Annotated in this window: 12 protein-coding genes; 6 read left to right on the top strand and 6 right to left on the bottom strand. The window is 69.0% G+C overall.

The window, feature by feature from the left end; all coding sequences use genetic code 11:
• Window positions 1-95: 95 nt before the first annotated feature.
• Entirely contained in the window at window positions 96-1,085 is a 990-nt protein-coding gene (locus ABD944_RS33020) for a GlxA family transcriptional regulator (protein WP_345183424.1), read from the top strand.
• Here ABD944_RS33020 and ABD944_RS33025 read toward each other — a convergent pair.
• Both ABD944_RS33025 and ABD944_RS33030 read right to left on the bottom strand, forming a co-directional pair.
• Window positions 1,052-2,017: a hypothetical protein gene (locus tag ABD944_RS33025; RefSeq protein WP_345183426.1), complete on the bottom strand. Its 966-nt coding sequence runs from the start codon at window positions 2,015-2,017 to the stop codon at window positions 1,052-1,054. The genes ABD944_RS33020 and ABD944_RS33025 overlap by 34 nt on opposite strands.
• 42 nt (window positions 2,018-2,059) lie before the next feature.
• A complete protein-coding gene (locus ABD944_RS33030) occupies window positions 2,060-3,028 on the bottom strand; it encodes a beta propeller repeat protein (RefSeq protein ID WP_345183428.1) in 969 nt (322 codons plus the stop codon).
• Window positions 3,029-3,788: 760 nt separating this feature from the next.
• Between ABD944_RS33030 and ABD944_RS33035 the strand changes: the two genes are divergently transcribed.
• Window positions 3,789-9,773, top strand: coding sequence for an AAA family ATPase (locus ABD944_RS33035; protein WP_345183430.1), 5,985 nt, complete (start codon window positions 3,789-3,791; stop codon window positions 9,771-9,773).
• Window positions 9,770-11,845, top strand: a complete 2,076-nt coding sequence (locus ABD944_RS33040) for an MBL fold metallo-hydrolase (RefSeq protein ID WP_345183432.1) — start codon at window positions 9,770-9,772, stop codon at window positions 11,843-11,845. Before ABD944_RS33035 ends, ABD944_RS33040 begins: the two co-directional genes overlap by 4 nt.
• Window positions 11,846-12,185: 340 nt before the next feature.
• Here the strand turns inward: ABD944_RS33040 and ABD944_RS33045 are convergent, their stop codons facing one another.
• Window positions 12,186-12,581, bottom strand: coding sequence for a RidA family protein (locus tag ABD944_RS33045; RefSeq protein WP_345183434.1), 396 nt, complete (start codon window positions 12,579-12,581; stop codon window positions 12,186-12,188).
• Window positions 12,582-12,710: 129 nt separating this feature from the next.
• Here ABD944_RS33045 and ABD944_RS33050 point away from each other — a divergent pair, with 129 nt between their 5' ends.
• Together ABD944_RS33050 and ABD944_RS33055 are read left to right on the top strand one after the other, a co-directional pair.
• Window positions 12,711-13,685 (top strand): helix-turn-helix transcriptional regulator, encoded by a 975-nt coding sequence (locus tag ABD944_RS33050; protein ID WP_345183436.1) that lies wholly within the window; start codon window positions 12,711-12,713, stop codon window positions 13,683-13,685.
• 31 nt (window positions 13,686-13,716) lie between these two features.
• Window positions 13,717-14,307 carry a hypothetical protein gene (locus ABD944_RS33055; protein ID WP_345183438.1) on the top strand — a complete coding sequence of 197 codons (591 nt, stop codon included), beginning with the start codon at window positions 13,717-13,719 and terminating at the stop codon, window positions 14,305-14,307.
• Window positions 14,308-14,798: 491 nt separating this feature from the next.
• On the opposite strand, the gene ABD944_RS33060 is transcribed toward ABD944_RS33055, so the two are convergent.
• The 3 genes from ABD944_RS33060 to ABD944_RS33070 form a co-directional block, all read right to left on the bottom strand.
• Entirely contained in the window at window positions 14,799-15,311 is a 513-nt protein-coding gene (locus tag ABD944_RS33060; RefSeq protein ID WP_345183440.1) for a hypothetical protein, read from the bottom strand.
• Between the two features lie 348 nt (window positions 15,312-15,659).
• Window positions 15,660-15,863: a DUF397 domain-containing protein gene (locus tag ABD944_RS33065; RefSeq protein ID WP_345183442.1), complete on the bottom strand. Its 204-nt coding sequence runs from the start codon at window positions 15,861-15,863 to the stop codon at window positions 15,660-15,662.
• Entirely contained in the window at window positions 15,860-16,747 is an 888-nt protein-coding gene (locus ABD944_RS33070; RefSeq protein ID WP_345183444.1) for a helix-turn-helix domain-containing protein, read from the bottom strand. Before ABD944_RS33070 ends, ABD944_RS33065 begins: the two co-directional genes overlap by 4 nt.
• 363 nt (window positions 16,748-17,110) lie before the next feature.
• Here ABD944_RS33070 and ABD944_RS33075 point away from each other — a divergent pair, with 363 nt between their 5' ends.
• On the top strand, window positions 17,111-17,407 hold the full coding sequence (locus ABD944_RS33075; RefSeq protein WP_345183447.1) for a hypothetical protein: 297 nt from the start codon (window positions 17,111-17,113) through the stop codon (window positions 17,405-17,407).
• The last annotated feature ends 221 nt before the right edge of the window (window positions 17,408-17,628 follow it).

Consider the following 17,628-nt stretch of genomic DNA (forward strand, 5'->3'; position numbering starts at 1 on the left):
GCGGAATACCGCCAAGCCGCCCGGCACCCCCCTGACAGAGCCGAACGGCCGGAGACACCCGTGGCGGCGGCGCTGTGGTCGGCTACGTTCTCGCCATGCACACCGTCGCCGTCCTCGCGTTCCCCGGCGTGATCCCGTTCGACCTGTCGACCCCGATCGAGGTCTTCACCCGGACCCGCCTGCCGGACGGCCGCCCCGCCTACCGGGTCCGCGTCTGCGCCGAGACGCCCGAGGTCGACGCCGGGGCGTTCACGCTCCGCGCGCCCTGGGGACTGGACGGGCTCCGGGACGCCGACACCGTCATCGTCCCCGGCGCCGCGGACCCGACGGCGCCCCTGCCGCCCGCCGTGCACGACGCGCTGACGGCGGCCGCCGCCCGCGGCACCCGGATCGCCTCCATCTGCACCGGCGCGTTCCCCCTCGCCGCGACCGGGCTGCTCGACGGCCTGCGGGCGACGACGCACTGGTCAGCCGCCGCCCTGCTGGCCTCCGCCCATCCCGGGATCGAGGTGGATCCGGACGTCCTCTACGTCGACAACGGGCGGATCCTCACCTCGGCCGGGGCCGCCGCCGGGCTCGACCTCTGCCTGCACATGATCCGCCTGGACCACGGCTCGGCGGTCGCCGCCGACGCCGCCCGCCTGTCGGTCATGCCGCTCGAACGGGAGGGCGGGCAGGCCCAGTTCATCGCGCAGCCGTGCCCGGCCACGCCCCGCGGCTCCGTCCTCGAACCCCTGCTCGCCTGGCTCCAGGACGACCTGTCCCGTCCCCTCACCGTCGCCGACATGGCCGCGCGCGCCGGCATGAGCGCCCGCTCCCTCATACGCCACTTCCGCGAGCAGACCGGCACCACGCCTCTCCAGTGGCTCCACCGGGCCCGCGTCCACCAGGCGCAGCACCTGCTGGAGACCACCGAGCACACCGTCGAACGGATCGCCGCCCAGGTCGGCTTCGGCTCGCCGACCGCCTTCCGCGACCGCTTCAAGCGCACCACCGGCGTCAGCCCCCACGCCTACCGCCGAGCCTTCCGCGCCCGCGGCGGCGGAGCGCGTCAGCCCTCGACACCCAGGTATCCGCCCGTGTAGTCGATCATCTTCCGGACATGCGCGGCGATGCGGTGGGGACATCCCTCGCGGTCGTCCGCCCCCGCGGCGTCCGGCGCCACCGCCCGGGCAAGAGGCGGCACGTCGCGGAGACTGATCCCACGGTGCCCCTCCGGGTGCGGGCACGGCCGGTCGAGGACCGAGAGATCGAACGTCTGGAGGCCGTCGCGGTAGAGCGCGACCACGCCGGGGGCTGCGACGCCCCAGGCGCAGTGCTGTGCCAGGTGGCTCACGGCCAGTGCCAGCGACGCCCGCTCCCCGGGACGCGCGTCGCCGAGCAGCCGGCGTGCCGCCCACAGCGCCGCGGCCTCGGCCGTGGGATCGGTCCTGCTGCCCTTCTGCCGCTCGATGTCGGTCATCAGCGCGTCGATGTCGAGCCGGCCGTCCCCCGTCAGGAAGCGCTCGTCCAGGTGCCCGGTGTCCGGGGCGTCGAAGCGCTCCGCCCGCGCGTCCTTGAAGACCTGTTCCGCCTCGGCGGCCAGCCCCGCGAGGTAAGCGGGACACGCGTACGCCTCGATGTCCTCGTCGTCCGGGTGGCTTGCGAGCCACCCGTCCGGATCCCCGATGCGCGCCACGACGTCGCCCGCCTCCTCGGGATCGTCGGCGACCAGCGGGTGCTCGTGCTCGCCGGGCGCCGCGCAGCCCGCGGCCTCCAGCACCGTCCCGGCACGTCCGGCCGCCTCGATCAGGTCGTCGACGAGCGCGGGGTCGGTGACCTTCCACCTGGCGTACCAGCGGCTCGCCCAGAGCGCCGCGGTCATCGCCCGCCCGTGCCGCGAGCCGGGGTCGGACCTCACCTCCGCGGCGATCGAACCGAGCAGCGCGAAAGGATCGCAGTAGGGGTAGCCATGAGCCATGTTGGCGAGCTCGCGGGCCAGGTCCGCGTAGTCGACCGCACCGTCGTCAGAGATCATCGACCAAGCAAACCAGCCCGGCCAGGCACGAACGACCCGCCCTCAGGAACAACGCCAGACGGTGCCCACCTGAGTACCGGCCCAGACGGCCCTGGTGTGCGGCACCCGCGTCATCGAGTACGCGGTCACCGCGATAGGCGGGGTGGCACTGGTCCAGGAAGCACCGTCGAAGTGCAGCAGACGCGCGGGATCGAACGGGCTGGACACCCAGACGCCGCCCCGTCCATCGGAGGCGATCGAGCCGAGGAACCCCACCACGGACTTCGGCCGCACCTCGCCGAGCGGATCGGACGGATTCGGAAGCCGATGCACGGTGAACGCGGAGCCGTCCCAGTGGTGCAGCGTCGGCGGCGGGAACAACGGGCTCTGCTCAAGGGCGTAGAACCAGACGTCGTCCGGAGCGACGTACTCGATCTGCAGGATCCAGTGGGCCCATTCCGATCCCCACGGTGTGCGCGTCCAGTCCGTGCCGTCGAAGTGCCACAGCGGGGTCGGGCCGATCTGCGACTCGCCGAATCCCCCGGCCCAGATGTCCGAGGCGCTTCCGGCGGCGATGGCGTTGAGGCCCGAGGGTTGCGGAAGGGTGAGCGCCCTCGTCCACTCGCCGTGCCGCCGCACCGACACCGTCGTGGCGTCCCCGTGGATCCCGGTCGCCCACAGTCCGCCCGTCCGGTCGACGTCGATGGCCTGGAGCTGCTCGCCGACGGGACCTGCCACCGTCGTCCAGCGGCGCCCGTTCCAGTGCAGCAGGTCGGTGCGCTCCTTGGCGTTCTGACCTGCGGCAAGGGCCCACACGTCCGCGGCGTGGTGCGCGCGGACATCGTTGACGACAGCCAACCCCTCAGGCATCGCGACGCGCGTCCAGCCGCGCGGGGTCCGATGCAGCATGACGGCCCGCGAGTCCGGCTGGTACACGTTCTCGGCGCCCCCGGCGAAGACGTGCCACGGGTCCGGCGCGGCGATCCCGAGCAGATGATTCCGCCCAGCCAGCGGCGGCGCGGGCACATCCACCCACTCCCCCGCCGCCGGCGCCTCGGCCCGCGCAACCCCACCCAGCGGCCCGGCACAGGCGGCCCCGACCAGCGCAGCACCCCCCACCCCGAACACCCGACGCGACATCAGCGGATTAAGCGGGCTTCGATCCACAGCGCCTCCTAGAACGACCGACCAACAACGCCAGTATCCACTGGCAAGATCACCCCCCACCACCCCCTGACCTCAAACGGCCACCCATCCCCCGCCACCCCCACCCACACGGCCAGCACACCGGCCCCGCGAGGCCGGCGAGCCCCAGCGCCCGCATCCCGCTCGGCCGCTCTCCGCCAGACCTTCACCAGCGCCCCCGCCTGCGGTCACAGGAAACTGGGCCCTCGAGCTTCTGCAATCGCACACAGGCAGGTGTCCTCACCTGGCCGTCGGCAGGTGACCGACCACCGCGTTCCCTACAGTCCGAGACAGGGCCGTTCATCCTGAGATAAGACGCGTACACGTTTAACCCCGATATCGGGCTAACGATGGTGTCTGTCATCCCATGTAGGCATGGACGCGTCATACACACACCGCGCTCAAGGACGAGTCGGCTTCGGAGGTGGCGATGGGGCGGCAAACCGGTGGTCCGTGCGCTCATGAAGGGCCCGCCCCGTTAGGCCTTCTTGCGGGGCCCGACTGGGATTTCAGACCCGCGGGTCTCGCGGACGGCGTACTGGCCACCGTCGCCGCCGAGGACGTACAGGCACTCCTTCACGGCTGTCCGTCCAGAGTTCTCCGTGCGGTGCTGAGCCAGGTCGGCCTGCAGGACTCCCGAAGGATCTCGCTACGTACAGCGGAAATGGTGCTGCGCACGCTGCGCGGCGGAGAGCCGCGCCGCCGCGGAGCACTCCAGAAAGTGATCAGCGGAGGCTGCCTGCACTGCTTCGGGAATCAGGATGGCCTCACGGACTCCGACTGCCGGGCTCTGCTGTCTTCGTCCTCGGCGGCGAAAGTTCTCGCTCGTGCCCCCGTGATGCGCGCCTGCCTGGCCACCCCGCTCCCCATCTCCATCGTGACCTGGCGTCTCGCCCGTGTTGTCGAAGCCGATCGTCCCCTCGCTCCCGTGGCGCTCGGTCTACTCGCCGCCGATCCGGGACGTCTGGGCAGCGCGGCGGACGCCGTCTCCTCAGCATGGAGGGCCCTGCGTGAACGGCACCACGCCCTTCCGGAACGACCTGTCGGCCTCGTCGATCTGCAACAGATGGCTCGGCTTGATTCTCACGACCACGAAAGCGAATCCGCCTTGGTCTCGGACACGACCGCCCCTGCCGCCGCCCAGGACCACGCCAGCGCAGGGCACGATCTTCAGCAGATGACCGACGCGCTCGACAAGCTCCGGCTCGGGCTTCAGGAAGCGGCGGACGCAGCCGAAAGGGCAGCTGCCGATCTTCGCGCCGGACGACGCCCCGGGGAGCACGACCTCCTTCTGATCGGGAAGGCGGTGACCGATTTCGACGCTCTCCATGAACAGGTCGCGGCCATTGCGCACGTCGCTGAACCGGCGGCCGACCTGACGGCGCTGGCGACCGTCCTGGAGACCGCGCAGTCCGCCGAGGCGCAGGCCGGGCACATCCGCAGGCTGACGGGCCTTGAAGGACCCGAGGCGGTCGCCGAGGCCATCGAAGCGGTGCGCCGGATGGCCCGTACCGGATCGGGCGAAGGCCTGGCGGACCTCGCCGAACTGATCGAGCCGGCCGGGGGACCGGACGCCTTCGAGCGGAAGCACGCTCTCGCCGAATCCGCCCGGCAACTGTTGCCCGCCGGATGCCGCAAGCTCGTCGACCTAGCGTTGATGGGCGTTCTGAAGATCGGTCAACCGCCGACGGAAGCTGGGACAGCGGCGAAGGCATCCACCGCTGCCAAGATGCCCGTCGCTGCCGAGCCGGATGAGCCGGACGTTGAGGCTACTGGCGAGGCCTCGCCAGCGAACGACTCCGAACCGGCCCCCGCAGGCGATGCAGACCGGGCGGCCGAGGAGGACCTAGACGAGTTCGACGCGCACATCGCAGTAACCTTCCCCAGCCCCCGGATCGGGCGGTCCGAGGACCGCGACGATTCCGGTGACCATGCGGATGACGAGGTCATGGCTGAGAGCATCCATGACGGAATCGCGGAGGAGCGGGCGCCGGAGGAGAGGCCCGTCTCGAAGGAGGACACGCCGAGCTCACAGAGAACTGAGCCGGATGTGGCGGGAGAAGCGGACCAAGACGAAGGCGAGGCGGCTCGGAAGCTCTCCGCGGCCGCCGTCGCCGAGCCGGAGTTCGAGGCCGCCGAGGCAGCGGCGTTGAGCGCTGGGCGGCTCGGATTGGCGGGCTGGATGCGCACCGCGGCCGGCAGGCCGATCGCGGAGGAGGCGGCGCGGCGCTGCGCGGCGATCGCGGCGGAGATGACGGTCTTCGCGGGACCGCTGTCGGCCGAGTTCGTCGCAGCCGCCGTCGACGTGAGCGCCGAAGCCCTGGCCGACGATCCCGCGGGGCGCCTGCTGGCGTGGGGGGCCGCGATCCGAGGCGGCCTGATTCACCCCACGCCGGAGTCGACCAGGCTTCTGGAGGAACTCGGCGTCTTCGTCTCGGGCCATCCCACCCTGATGCTGTGCGGAGACGCGTTCGCGCGCGCGGCCCGCAGTGGGGCCTATCTCGGGTCGGGCGTCGTCGGCCGTGCGCGCGGCAGGGCCGAGGCAATGATGATCCGCTCACACGCGGCGCGCGAGGCGGCCCGCCTGCTGGAGGAGGAGCCTCGTCGCAAGATCAACTATCAGCTGGCCACCGAGGTTTGGAAGGCACTGGTCCTGCCCGAGGGCACGATCGGGAAGCTGCTGTCGATCGCCGCGCAGGACGACCCGGCCCGCGTCGTCGAGGCCACGGAGGAGATCACCCGACTGCGCACCAATGGCGAGATCGAGCGGATGATCGACGATACGCATCACCGCATCGCCGCGCGGCGACGCGCCAAAAAGATCATTGGTGGTGCCCGCGCACAGCTCATCGGCAAGGCCAAGACCGCCATCGACACGGTGGGCGAATGGGTCCGGGCCGTGAAGGAGACCGCCGCTCCGGACCCCACTGCCATTCAGGACTGGAGGCTCGGAGCTCTCGGGCAACTTCAGGAGTCCGTCATCGAGCACCGCGCCGAGATCATTTCCGCGTTCGACGAGTTGGCGTCCTCCCCGGAGAGTGTGTCGGCCGCCGCGGCCGAGGCCACCCGCGATCTCCTCACGCGAACCCTCGACATGCTCGACGGCGCGCCCGTTCCGCAGACCGAACCGGCAGCCGCCCACGTGCTGAACCGGGACCTACTGCTCGCCCCCGAAGTCGCGGTGCAACCGGCGTCGTTCGACCCCGTCGAACCACCTTCGGTGGACCAGCTCATTCCGGTCGCCCAAGCCGACGACCAGGCGTGGCGCGCGGCGTTCGAGCAGCGGGCGCAGCGCGGCGACCACGAGGGCACTCTGGGAATCATCAGTGTGCTGGAACACCGCCAGCCGGAATTCGCCGCAGAGTTGCGAGAACGCCGTGCCGCACTGATCGTGAGCACCCGGAAGGCCACCGACGCGCGAATCGATAAGCTCCGCGACTGCGTGGCCGGTTGGGCACGGGACGGAGTGCTGGCAGAGCATGAGGTTCGCCGCGCGGACGAGACCCTTGCCCCCCTCGCGGGCGAGCGGCGCGACTTCGATCGGATCAATCGCTCTCTGGACGAGCTGACCGCCCAGCTGGAGGAGTGGCGCGCGGCCGCGATCGAACGCGAGCGAACCAAGCTGGACGAACAGGCTCAGAACGACGCGCAGATCGCGGCGTTTCGCGACCGCATCGCCGAGCGCATACACGATGGCGACCTCACGACGGCGCGGGAGTACCTGGCCCAGATTCGGGCCGACCGGCAACTGCACGAGGCGCCGGAGGGCATCGACCACCTGGAGCGTTTCTACCCCGCCTTCCCGAGCGCGTTCGCCGACGACGCGGCCAGGGCCGGGAACCAGGCCCGAAGGCAGGAGTCCAGCGAGTACCTCAACGCCTTGAAGAACGCCCTGAACGCCAACAAGGACGTCGACGACCCGAGACTGGCGGAGCTGCTGCACAACGCAGGAATCAACATCCCGGCCATCCGCAACGCTCGTCGCGCGGAGGCAGGGGAGGCGCTCCGCCAGTGGGCCGCCTGCGGCCTCGGGTGGAACAAGACCTCGGGCAATCTGCGCACGGCGGTGGCCGGTATCCTCCGCATGATCGGGTTGGAGGGTGCCCAGCGCCACGGCGCCCAGGAGCCGCACCGCAAATGGATCGACCTGGAGCAGGTCCGCACGGTGGGCGACGCGCTGCTGCCGGCCTTCGGATCCCGGATGAGCCCGTCCGGCGATCGGCTCCGGCTCCTGCTCGTCTGGCGCCGTCCAGGCCCGCAGAAGCTCATCGAGTTGCTCAAGGAGCAGCCCGAAGACCAGACCGTCCTGGTGTGGTACTTCGGCGTCCTGTCCCCGGAGGAGCGGCAGCAACTCGCGGCAGCCGCGCGCCGGCGGCCCGCTCCGGTGGCAGGCGTGCTCGACGACGTCGCCATCGCCTACCTGGCCTGCATGCCCGAACCGCACTGGGCCACCGCCGTCGCGCTGATGGCGCCGTTCACCGGCACCGACCCGTACGCGCCGGTCGGCGACGTCCCGGACGAGATGTTCTATGGTCGCGCCGACCAGCTCCGCGAGGTGACCGACCGCACCGGGTCGTCGTTCGTCTACGGGGGCCGCCAGCTGGGCAAGTCGGCGCTGCTGCGCAAGGCAGAACGGCACATCCAGGCGACCGCCAAGGATCGAAAGATCATCCTCGAGAACATCCAGACGGTCGGCAAGGTGGCCCCGCTGGATTCGCTGTGGTCGAAGCTCGCGGACAAGCTCGTCCAAGCCGGCGTGTTCTCGGCGGGGCCAGTGCACCGCGAGCAGGTGCGAGACGCCGTGCGGGCCTGGATCCGCAAAGACCCGCAGCGCCAGTTGCTGATCCTGCTGGACGAGGCGGACCACTTCCTCAACTGGGACGCCAAGGGCGCGAAGTTCGAGAACGTCATCGCACTGCGCGACCTGATGAACGAGACCGACCGCCGTGTGAAGGTCGTCTTCGCCGGTCTCCATCAGACCGCCCGGTTCCAGAGCCTGACCAACCAGCCGCTCGCCCACCTCGGCACGCCCATCGCGGTGGGCCCGCTGGAGCCGCAGGACGCGTTCAACCTTCTTGTGCGCCCGTTGGAGACCCTCGGCTTCCGGTTCCCCGAAACCCTCGCCGCCCGGGTCATCGCCGAAGCCAACAACGCGCCCGCGCTCGTCCAACTCTTCGCGGAGGCGCTGCTGAAGCGGATGCGTCGAGACCCACGCGCGACCCGGCACTTCCCGTGCGAGATCACCCCTGCCGACGTGGCGGAGGTGTGGCGGGACAAGAAGCTGGCCCGCGGGTTCCGCGACCGCTTCGAGTGGACGCTCAACCTGGACAAGCGGTACAAGGTGATCGCGTACACGGTGGCGCTGCACGCTTTGGCGAACGGCGCGGACGCGACCCTGAGTGTCGGCGAGCTGTCGGAGCAGTGCCGCTACTGGTGGGAGTCCGGCTTCGAGGACTGCACCGGGGACGGTTTCCGCAGCCTGCTCGACGAATGCGTCAACCTCGGAGTCCTCGGGCTGGACGCCGACCGCTACCGGCTGCGGACCCCGCACATCCTCAACCTGCTCGGCGGCACCGCGGAGGTCGAGGACGTCCTGCAGAACGCGGGAGAGTTCGAGAAGCCCGACAGCTTCGACGCCCACTCCTACCGCGGGGTTTTCAAGAACGGTCCCGAGCGCTCGCCCCTGAGCAGCCGCCAGCTCACGGCGTTGCTCCGCCCCCATGATCTGGTCCACGTGGTGGCGGGATCACGTGCCCTGCATGTCGAACGGGTCACCGCCGCCCTGGAGTCGGAGGAGTCCGGGCATCCCGGGGTGAAGGTCCTTCCCGTCGGCACCGGCCAGGGCCTGTACTCCATGGCAGGTGCCCTCTCCCGGGCGAACCGCCATGACGGACACACCGTGATCGTTGCGAACATGACCGCGGGCAAGACGGCGCAGCAGTTCGCGACGCGTCTCCGCGAGGCGCGCGACGCGGTGGCCCGGCCTCGCCAGGGCACGCTCGCCATCGTGCTGGTCACCGGAGCGAACATGGCCTCCTCTTGGCTGGACCTGCTGTCCGAGGACGGCGTCGACGTGGTCGAGCTGCGCCGTTTCGACCAGCTCGCCATCCGCCAGTGGATGTGGGAGGACGCGAACGGGTTCCCCGGTGTGGGGGAGCAGGAGGACCTGCTCCGCCTTACCGGAGGGTGGCCGACGCTGATCGGCCAGGTGGTCAGCCGGCTCAACAACGGCGAAGACCGGGACCAGGCTCTCGCCTACTGCCGGGACCAGCTTCGCGCGCACCCCGCCGCCCTCATCTCGGACACCGGGGTGCAGGCGGACGCGTGTCTGGCCGCTGCGTGGCAGGTCCTGGTCTCGGACATCGCGCCCGAGGAGCCGCAGAGTTCTGATGATCTGGCCGACCTGCTGACAATGCACGGCGACGACGACACCCCGGACCTGACGCTCCCGGCACTGGCTTCACATGGGTACTCAGACACCGCCGACTTGGTGGAGATCCTACGCATTCTGGATGCCTTGGAGCCCTTCAAAGGACTGCTCCGCTGCGAACCGGTGCTGGCCGAGGCCACCCAGGTCGCGGAGGCACGTTGAAGTCCCAGGACGTCCGAACCGCTGCCGCGCCCATCCTCGACGCAGTGGCCCGGGTGGTGCGGTCTCGGCCAAGCACCGCGCATCTGCCCAGTGATCCCGACTGGCTGGTCCAGAATCAGCTGCCCTGGCTGCTGGAGACCATGCGGCGGTTCCCCGTCGTCCGGGCCAGGGCCGCCGAGAGCATGGCCACCGCCGGGCCCGACCACCGGACCCGCGCCCTCGTCGCGCTGCTGCTATCGCCTGACGGCGCCGTGGTGGAGGCCGCGATCGACGCGCTCGACCTGGCGACTCCACCGGCCAAGGACCGCGCCGCTCAACGATCCGCGCGCAATATCGCCGAACTCAGGAAGAAGCTCGCGGCTGAAAGGCAGCGGCGTGACTATGCCGAGGAGGATGTCCGGAAGGCCGAGCTGCTGCTGGCCGAGACCCGCGATGCCAATGCAGACCTGGAAGAGCGCGTCGACGAGCTCAACCGCCGACTCGCCATCGAACAGCGCCGTTTCCAGGACCCACAGGCGGTGGCCGCCGCACTGCTGCACCTCTTGGAGCAGCCGCCCTCCCCGCCGAAGGATGACTCCGCCACGAGAGACCCACACAACGAACCCGCTCCATCCGGCCACTACAACAAGACGCTTCTGAGAGCTGCGGAGGCCTCCGCGCTCCCACCAGAGAAGCTGCTGGCCGCCGTCCGCGCCATGGTCTCCCCGGGTCCGCGCTCGGTCCACGCCGTCCAAGAGCTCGATCTCCGAGTCACGCCTCTCGGCGGTGACACCGAGATCGGCGGCTCATGCCTGCTCGTCGAAGCGGGGGGCACCCGGCTACTGGTCGACGCCGGGCTGCGTCCCGGCGATCAGGCCAGGCCGCCTCGCGACATCGAGCGGGCCATGTCGGGTGAGCTCCACGGGATCGTGGTCACCCACGCCCATAGCGACCACTGCGGGTACGTGCCCGCATTGGCATCCCGGAATCCCGGTCTTCGTGTCCTGGCGACCCCCGAGACCGTACGGCTCATGCCGGTGATGTGGAACGACACCGCCAAGCTCATGCGCGGCCGGACGCGTCAGCTCAACCGCTGGGGAGCCGACGGAGCCGTGTTGTACGGCCCGGACGACGTCGACACGGCGGCCGCACGGTGCGAGGAGGTCCCCTACGGTGTTCCGCGCCGCATCGGTGAACTGACCGTCGAACTCTTCCCCGCCGGCCACATCCTGGGGGCGGCTGGAGTCGTCATCCGCGCCGGAGGCCGTCGTGTCGTCGTGACCGGCGACATCTCCGGCTTCCCGCAGGAAAGCGTGGACGGATACGCGCTACCCGAGTCGGCCATCGGCGCGGACATCCTCGTCATGGAAAGCACCTGCTGCGGTGAGGACCACGATGACCGGGGACGACGCGTCGGCGATTTCATCCGGGAGGTTCAGGAGATCCATCAGAACGGCGGCCGGGTGCTCATTCCCGCGTTCGCGCTCGGACGCGCCCAGGAGGTCGCTCTCCTGATGCGCCGCCATCTCCCCGAAGTGCCGGTGAGGATCGACGGAATGGCGGTCGAGCTGACCACCGCCTTCGAAACCGCAACTGCCTCCTCTGCTCGGCCGCTGAAAGTCTTCGGGCCGGCAGCGACTCCCGCGAACCGCCCCGCCGAACTGGACACCTTCCGGAGCGGCGTCATCATCACGACGTCCGGCATGCTGACCGGCGGCCCCGCTGTGCAATGGGCGGCGCGCATCTTGCCCGAGTCAGGTAGCGCACTCTTCCTCTCCGGTTATCAGGACGAGGAGTCACCCGGTGCGCAGCTGAGGCAGGTGCCTGAAGTAGGGGGCAGGTTCACCCTTCCAGATCACTCTGGCGAAGTGACGGTCCCCGTACGGGCGCGCGTTGCGGCCCTTCGCCTGTCCGCCCACGCCGACCGGCGAGGACTTCTGAACATCGCCGATGAGGTTTCCGCCGACCACACGATGCTCGTTCATGGGAACCAGCGCCGCCAGTTGCGTTTCCGCGAGACCCTACGAGTTCGCAACCACGAGACAGTCGAAGCCGCCTTGTGGCGTCCCACCTCCCGCTCTCGCGGGAAATGACCGGCGCGAGATGGTTCAGTGTCCCACGCCGCAGGCTGGCTGTACGTATCTCATTCGGCCCGTATGCAATCGCGACACAGCCGAGGCATTGGGAGCCCAGGCAGGTATGCCGCCGCGACTCGTGGAAGCTGAACTAGACATCTAGGGGTCGGCAGAAATAGACCTCAATCGCATGTCCTGGGGCTTGATACTGACGACCCACCGAGTGGCCGTGTGCCACGTTCTCCGTGGCAGTGGGGCGAGTCTTCTGTGAGCGGTGTCTTTGGGTACCGGATGGAAGTTGCCCCTGCTACTCATGTCGGTTTGGGTGGGCACGAGCGGCAGGGGCGGGGAGGGTGGGTCAGGCTGCGGCGGTGGCTTCTAGTTCTACTGTCAGGGTGGGGATTGCTAGGCGGGTTACGCCCAGCATTGTGGTGCTCGTGGCTGCGTTGGCGGCGGCCAAGCGGGAGGCCAGGATGCCGTAGTGCTGGAAGAGGAGGTCGACGTCGGTGGTGTAGACGTTGAGGCGGACGAGGTTCGCCAGGGACATGCCGGCCTCGGCGAGCACGGCCTCAAGGTTGTCGATGCTCAGTGCGAGCTGGGCAGCCATGTCGCCGGCATGCTGGGGCTTGCCGTCGCCGCTCATCGCGGTCTGGCCTGAGCAGTACAGGGTTCGGGTGTGTCCGGAGACGACCTCGCCCTGGTTGTAGCCCAGGTCCACCGACCACGTCCACGGGTTGACCGTCGTACGCTCCATTGCCTTTTAGCTCCATTCGATTCGTTGGAAGTGCATCATCGGACGGCTCGATGGCCGCCCTCTGGCGTTGGGAAGAGCCTTCCAACGAATCACGACATCCTGTGTCATGTATTTGAGTAGGTTCTTGGTGTGCGTGCTGACCGGTTGGTCTCGCTGGTGTTGTTGCTGCGTCAGCATGGTCGGCTGTCTGCGACCGCACTGGCCCGGGAGTTGGAGGTGTCGACGCGTACGGTGCTGCGCGACATCGAGGCGTTGTCCGCGGCGGGGGTCCCGGTCTACGCCGAACGTGGGCGGCACGGTGGTTTCGCGTTGCTGCCCGGTTTTCGGACCGAGCTCACCGGGCTGAACCATGAGGAGGCGCTCGCTCTGCTGGTCGCCGGATCGCGGCGCGGGGCGGAGGCGTTCGGCCTCGGCTCGGCGCTCGCATCGGCCATGCTCAAGGTGGTGGACGCGCTGCCCGAGAGCTATCGGGACACCGCGGCCGACGCGGCCCAGCGGCTGCTCATCGAACCCGACGCCGACCTTCTCGCGCGGCGGCTGGTCGCCGAGGAAGTGCCTGAGGCGGTGGTGGCCGAGGTCAGGCGCGCGGTGTTCGCCGGGCACAAGCTGCGCATCCACTACGCGGCGGTGGATCAGAGCCCGAAGTGGCGCACGGTGGACCCGGTCGGCCTCGTCACCGTCCGCGGCCTGGGCTACCTGCTGGCCACGAGGTCCGGCGAGGACCGGACGTACCGGCTGTCGCGGATCGGGGCCGCCGAGGAACTGGACGAACCCGCAGAGCGGAGGGAACGGGTCGATCTGGACCGGGCGTGGCAGGAGCGCAGCACGCGGTTCCGGACGGGCGGCGACCAGGTCGCCGTCCTCGCACGGGTTCACCCGGCGCGGCGCAAGGATCTGGTCGGCACCGCGCTGGCCGTCCTCGCCGAGGAGGACGACGCGGACGGCTGGCTGCGGCTGGAGGTGACCTTCCAGGATTCGAGGCACGCCGTCTGGGCGCTGTGGCAGGTCGCCGACAACGCGGAGGTTCTCGCCCCGCAGTGGTTGCGCACCTCGCTGCGCGACCGCGCCGCCGCCATCGCCGCGCGCTATGACGACTCGTGCTGATGCGCTGGTGCGGCCAATGGCGGGAGCAGGTATGTTCTCGCGGACGATCTCGCCTTTCGCTTCCAGCCGATCGGACGCCCCGATGGACAGTGCCTACTCCCCCGTGCCGGAGCTGAACCTGCTCAGCGAACTTGAGAAGAGCCTCGGCGGAGAGTTCATCTCGGACGGGTTCGAGATGCTCGAATTCGGAGAGCCGCAGCACGACTCATGGTCGGACGCCCCAGAGTTCGTCGAGGCGTTCCTCCCCTTCGCGGCCGCCACCGGCTCAGGCTCGTTCTATGCCTTGTGGCGGGTGGACGACCGCGCGGACCTCGCCGCCTTGCCGATCGCGGCGTTCGGCGACGAAGGGGGGATCCATCTCACCGCACGCGACCTTCGGGACCTGTTCCGCCAGCTCGCGAGCGACCGGCCGCTGTCCGTCGACTGGGGCGACGCCTACTTCGCCGAGTACGAGGGCTACCACCGCGAACGCGACGGCGCCCCCGAGGCGCACGCGGCTTATGTCGCATGGCTGAAGCAGCACTTCGGCCTGGACCCGGTGAGCGACCCCAACGACCTGATCAAAGCGGCCCGAGACGAATTCGGGGCACGCTTCGAGACCTGGCTCAAGCCGTTCATCTGACCGGCGCTCTGGCGCATTCGTTGAACTACGCGGATCGCTCGTGCGCGCTCACGATCAGGCTCGTGGCGCCAGGTCGAGTGACGACCAGGTGGGGCTTCCAGCAGTCCGACTCTTCGGTCCCGACCTCCCGTCCGCATCCTGAGCAGACGAGGTTCGGTCCGTCGAGTCCGGTGGGCCCGCAACAGCCGGCCGAACGCGCTTGGTCGGGGTGACGGACCGCTCCGACGATGTCGTCGCAGTTGACCACGAAACCGCCTTCCCAACTGGAGACGTAAGCACCTCGCGGAAGATAGGGCTGCCCGGGAACGTCTCCGCGGGCGGCTTCGGTCAGTTCGATCTCGGTGGTGAGCCTTCGGGTGCAGTGGGCGCATGCGAGGTGCGGCATAGCGTCAATGATCAATGCGCACGGGCGGGGCAGGGACCAGGTCGCGCATGAGCGCGACGCCCACGACGTCCTGACGGGCGGCACGGCCTGCCGCGGCGTTGGGTTTTCAGGCGGAGGATTGGGAATTGGCCGGCTTGAAGGAGAGGCTTCCGTCGGGGTGTTCCCCGTCTTCTGCGGATAGGACCACGCGGTAGGAGGCGACTCTGGTTTTGAAGCCCGGGCGGTAGAGGCTGTAGCAGCGGTAGGGCGTAGGCCCCGGGGGCATGACGGCCACCTCAGGGATGTCGGCGTCGCAGCGGTACTCGTCGTCGCCGCCGGACGGGTGGTAGCCCCACTGACGATGGACGCCTTCCCGGGTGAGCACGAGCTTCGTCGCGACGGCCGACAGCCTGTACCGGTATTCGGTGCCGCTTGGGAAGTCTTCCCCGGGCTTGGCCGTCAGCCGCTTCGACACTATGGAGACACTGGTGCGGAACTCGGCGGTCTTGCCTCTGTAGGACACCGTGCACGTGAAGGTTTCCGGGCGCGTGCCGATTCGGCTCGTGTTGGTGTCGCATCGGGTCTTGGTCTCCGCGGCCACGCCCCCGGCCCTGACGGTGGCCTTTTCCATCTCATGCATGAGCCGTTCTATGCGCGGGGCACCGACAGGCGGGGCGGAGGTAAGGGGCTGCGGCACTGCGAAGGTGCCCGTCTTCGGGACGCGGATGCCGGGCTTTTCGCCGCCGTCACCACAGCCCGCAGCCATCCCGGCCGCCAGGACCAGCGTGAATGTGAAGACGGGGCGTCTGCGCCCCGAGATTTGAAGAACACCGCAAGTCATTGGACGATTACAGCACGTTGGAGCGAGGCGGATCGACCGCTGAGGAAAGCCCGCTGCTTTGCCGCTGGAGCGAACCGGCGTCGCCTTCTCCCGCCGATCGCAAGAAGGGTCCCGGCGGTTTGTCTCCGCCGGGACCCTTTTTGATGCCTAGAGGTCGAAGGTCCCGGCCTTCACGCGAGCGAGGAGACCGGTGAACGCGGTGTGGTCGAGGGGGAGGTGACCGCCTTCGGGGTTCTTGCTGTCCCGGATACCGATGGAGGTCGGAAGCATCGCGACCTCCACGCACTCTTGTTCGGTGTTGCTGCGGCTGCTCTTGCGCCAGATGGCCGCAGCGGCGACGTCGGTGCTCATCGTCCGTTCATCTCCCTTGCTACCTGCCGGAAAAACGCCGAACTGTCCTCCTGGGGCAGAGCGTTGTCCCAGATGACCGTGAACGCCCCGGCGTAGCGGTCGATCTCGCGGGGTTTATCCAGATATAGAGCGCCGGTGAAGCCTTGTACAAACACCGTCGGCGGTTCGTGATCGCGCCCGTCCTCCTTGGTCGGGAACCGCAGGATGATGAACGCCCCCGTGTCGAGGCCGCGGTGCGAGCCCGCCGAGAACGGCACGAGGCGGATGGCCACGTTGGGGCAGTCGTTCAGTTGTGCCAGCCGGTCGAGCTGGGCCGCCATGACCGCGGGCCCGCCGATGACCCGGCGGACCACCGCCTCGCTCAGGACGACCTTCAGGTCAGGCGGGGCCGTGACGCGCGTGACCAGCGCCTGCCGTTGCATTCGCAGCCGGACCCGTCGTTCGACCTCTTCGGCTTGCAGATCTGGTCGGTTCTTCTTGAAGAGCGCGTAGAGGTAGTCGGGGGTCTGGAAGAGGCCCGGGACCAGCTCCGGCGAGTACTCCTCTCGGCTGCTCGCAGCCTCCTCCAGGCCGATGAAGAGATCGAATCCCTCAGGGATCACGTCGCCGTAGGCGTGCCACCATCCCTTTCCCTTGGTCTCCTTGGCCAAGCCCATCAGGGCGGTCTTCAGTTCCTCGGTTGCGCCGTACACGCGGCACATGGTCTCCACGTCGTGAGATCGCAGGGACGTTTGGCCTGTCTCGATCCTCCACATCTTTGCTTCGGACCATTCAAGCGCTTTCGCCGCAGCTTGTACGGTTAAGCGCGCATTTATCCGAAGTTCTCGGAGATACCGGCCGAGTTGCCGCCGGGGGACGGTCGAACCCGTGGTCGCCTCCGACACTCACATCACCTCCCTCTCGCATCTCGGGGCCGCCTTTCACCCGGAATGAAAGCATCCCCTCGCCCGGTCCGCAACAGGTCTCTGACCTGCGAAAATTCTCGCCAGGAGAATCGATCCGACCGCTTGCGGACCTTGCTTTCATGGTGCTCTACTCGGAGTCAGCACGGGAGTGAAACGCGATAATCCGCGATCACGGCGAGCCGGACATGGCGCCCGTTCCGCGCACATCGCCATATCAACAGGAAAAACCAGTCCCCCGCACCAGAAGAGGCCGATCATGAAGAACAACCGACGTTCCCCGGACGGCTCCCGCCGGGCGCCCGGAGCGTGATCCCGCAACGCGGGATCGAAAGCGGCGGCGGCATGACTCCATCGGTTCCAGACGGCGTCGGCGAGGGCTCGAAGGGCGCGGAGTTCACGACCACGCTCGGGAATCTGCTGCGAGGCCACAAGCTCGCGGTCGAGAACGTCGGCGCTCTACGCCTGCGCGTGGCGAAGGAGCCGGAGGCGTCCGGCGTGGAGGTCGAGTGCCGGCGCCGCGCGAACGACGGCGATCGCTGGTGGTTCGTCCAGCACGGTATCTGGATGTGCGAGGCCGACAGCCCCATGAACGCCGTCGTCCTGGTGAAGGCGGCTCTCGGGGCGGAGGAGGACCGGTGAACCGGCCGTACGCCGCTCATCCGCCCCGGCACGGCGAGGCACCGTAGCGATCACGCCCTGGGCACGCCTCCCCATACCCGGGGGCGTTTTCGATACGCCGACGATAGGTGCCGAGTCGTAGCGTTCGAGCCTGCCCAATCTGATCGCCGAGCAAGGTCCCCGAACGAGGGAGGCCGTGCGCGATGCTCCTTTCCCTTTGAGCGATCGCGGCAGGCATCGCC

It is taken from the genome of Actinomadura verrucosospora (genome assembly GCF_039540335.1).
Taxonomy (GTDB): domain Bacteria; phylum Actinomycetota; class Actinomycetes; order Streptosporangiales; family Streptosporangiaceae; genus Spirillospora; species Spirillospora verrucosospora.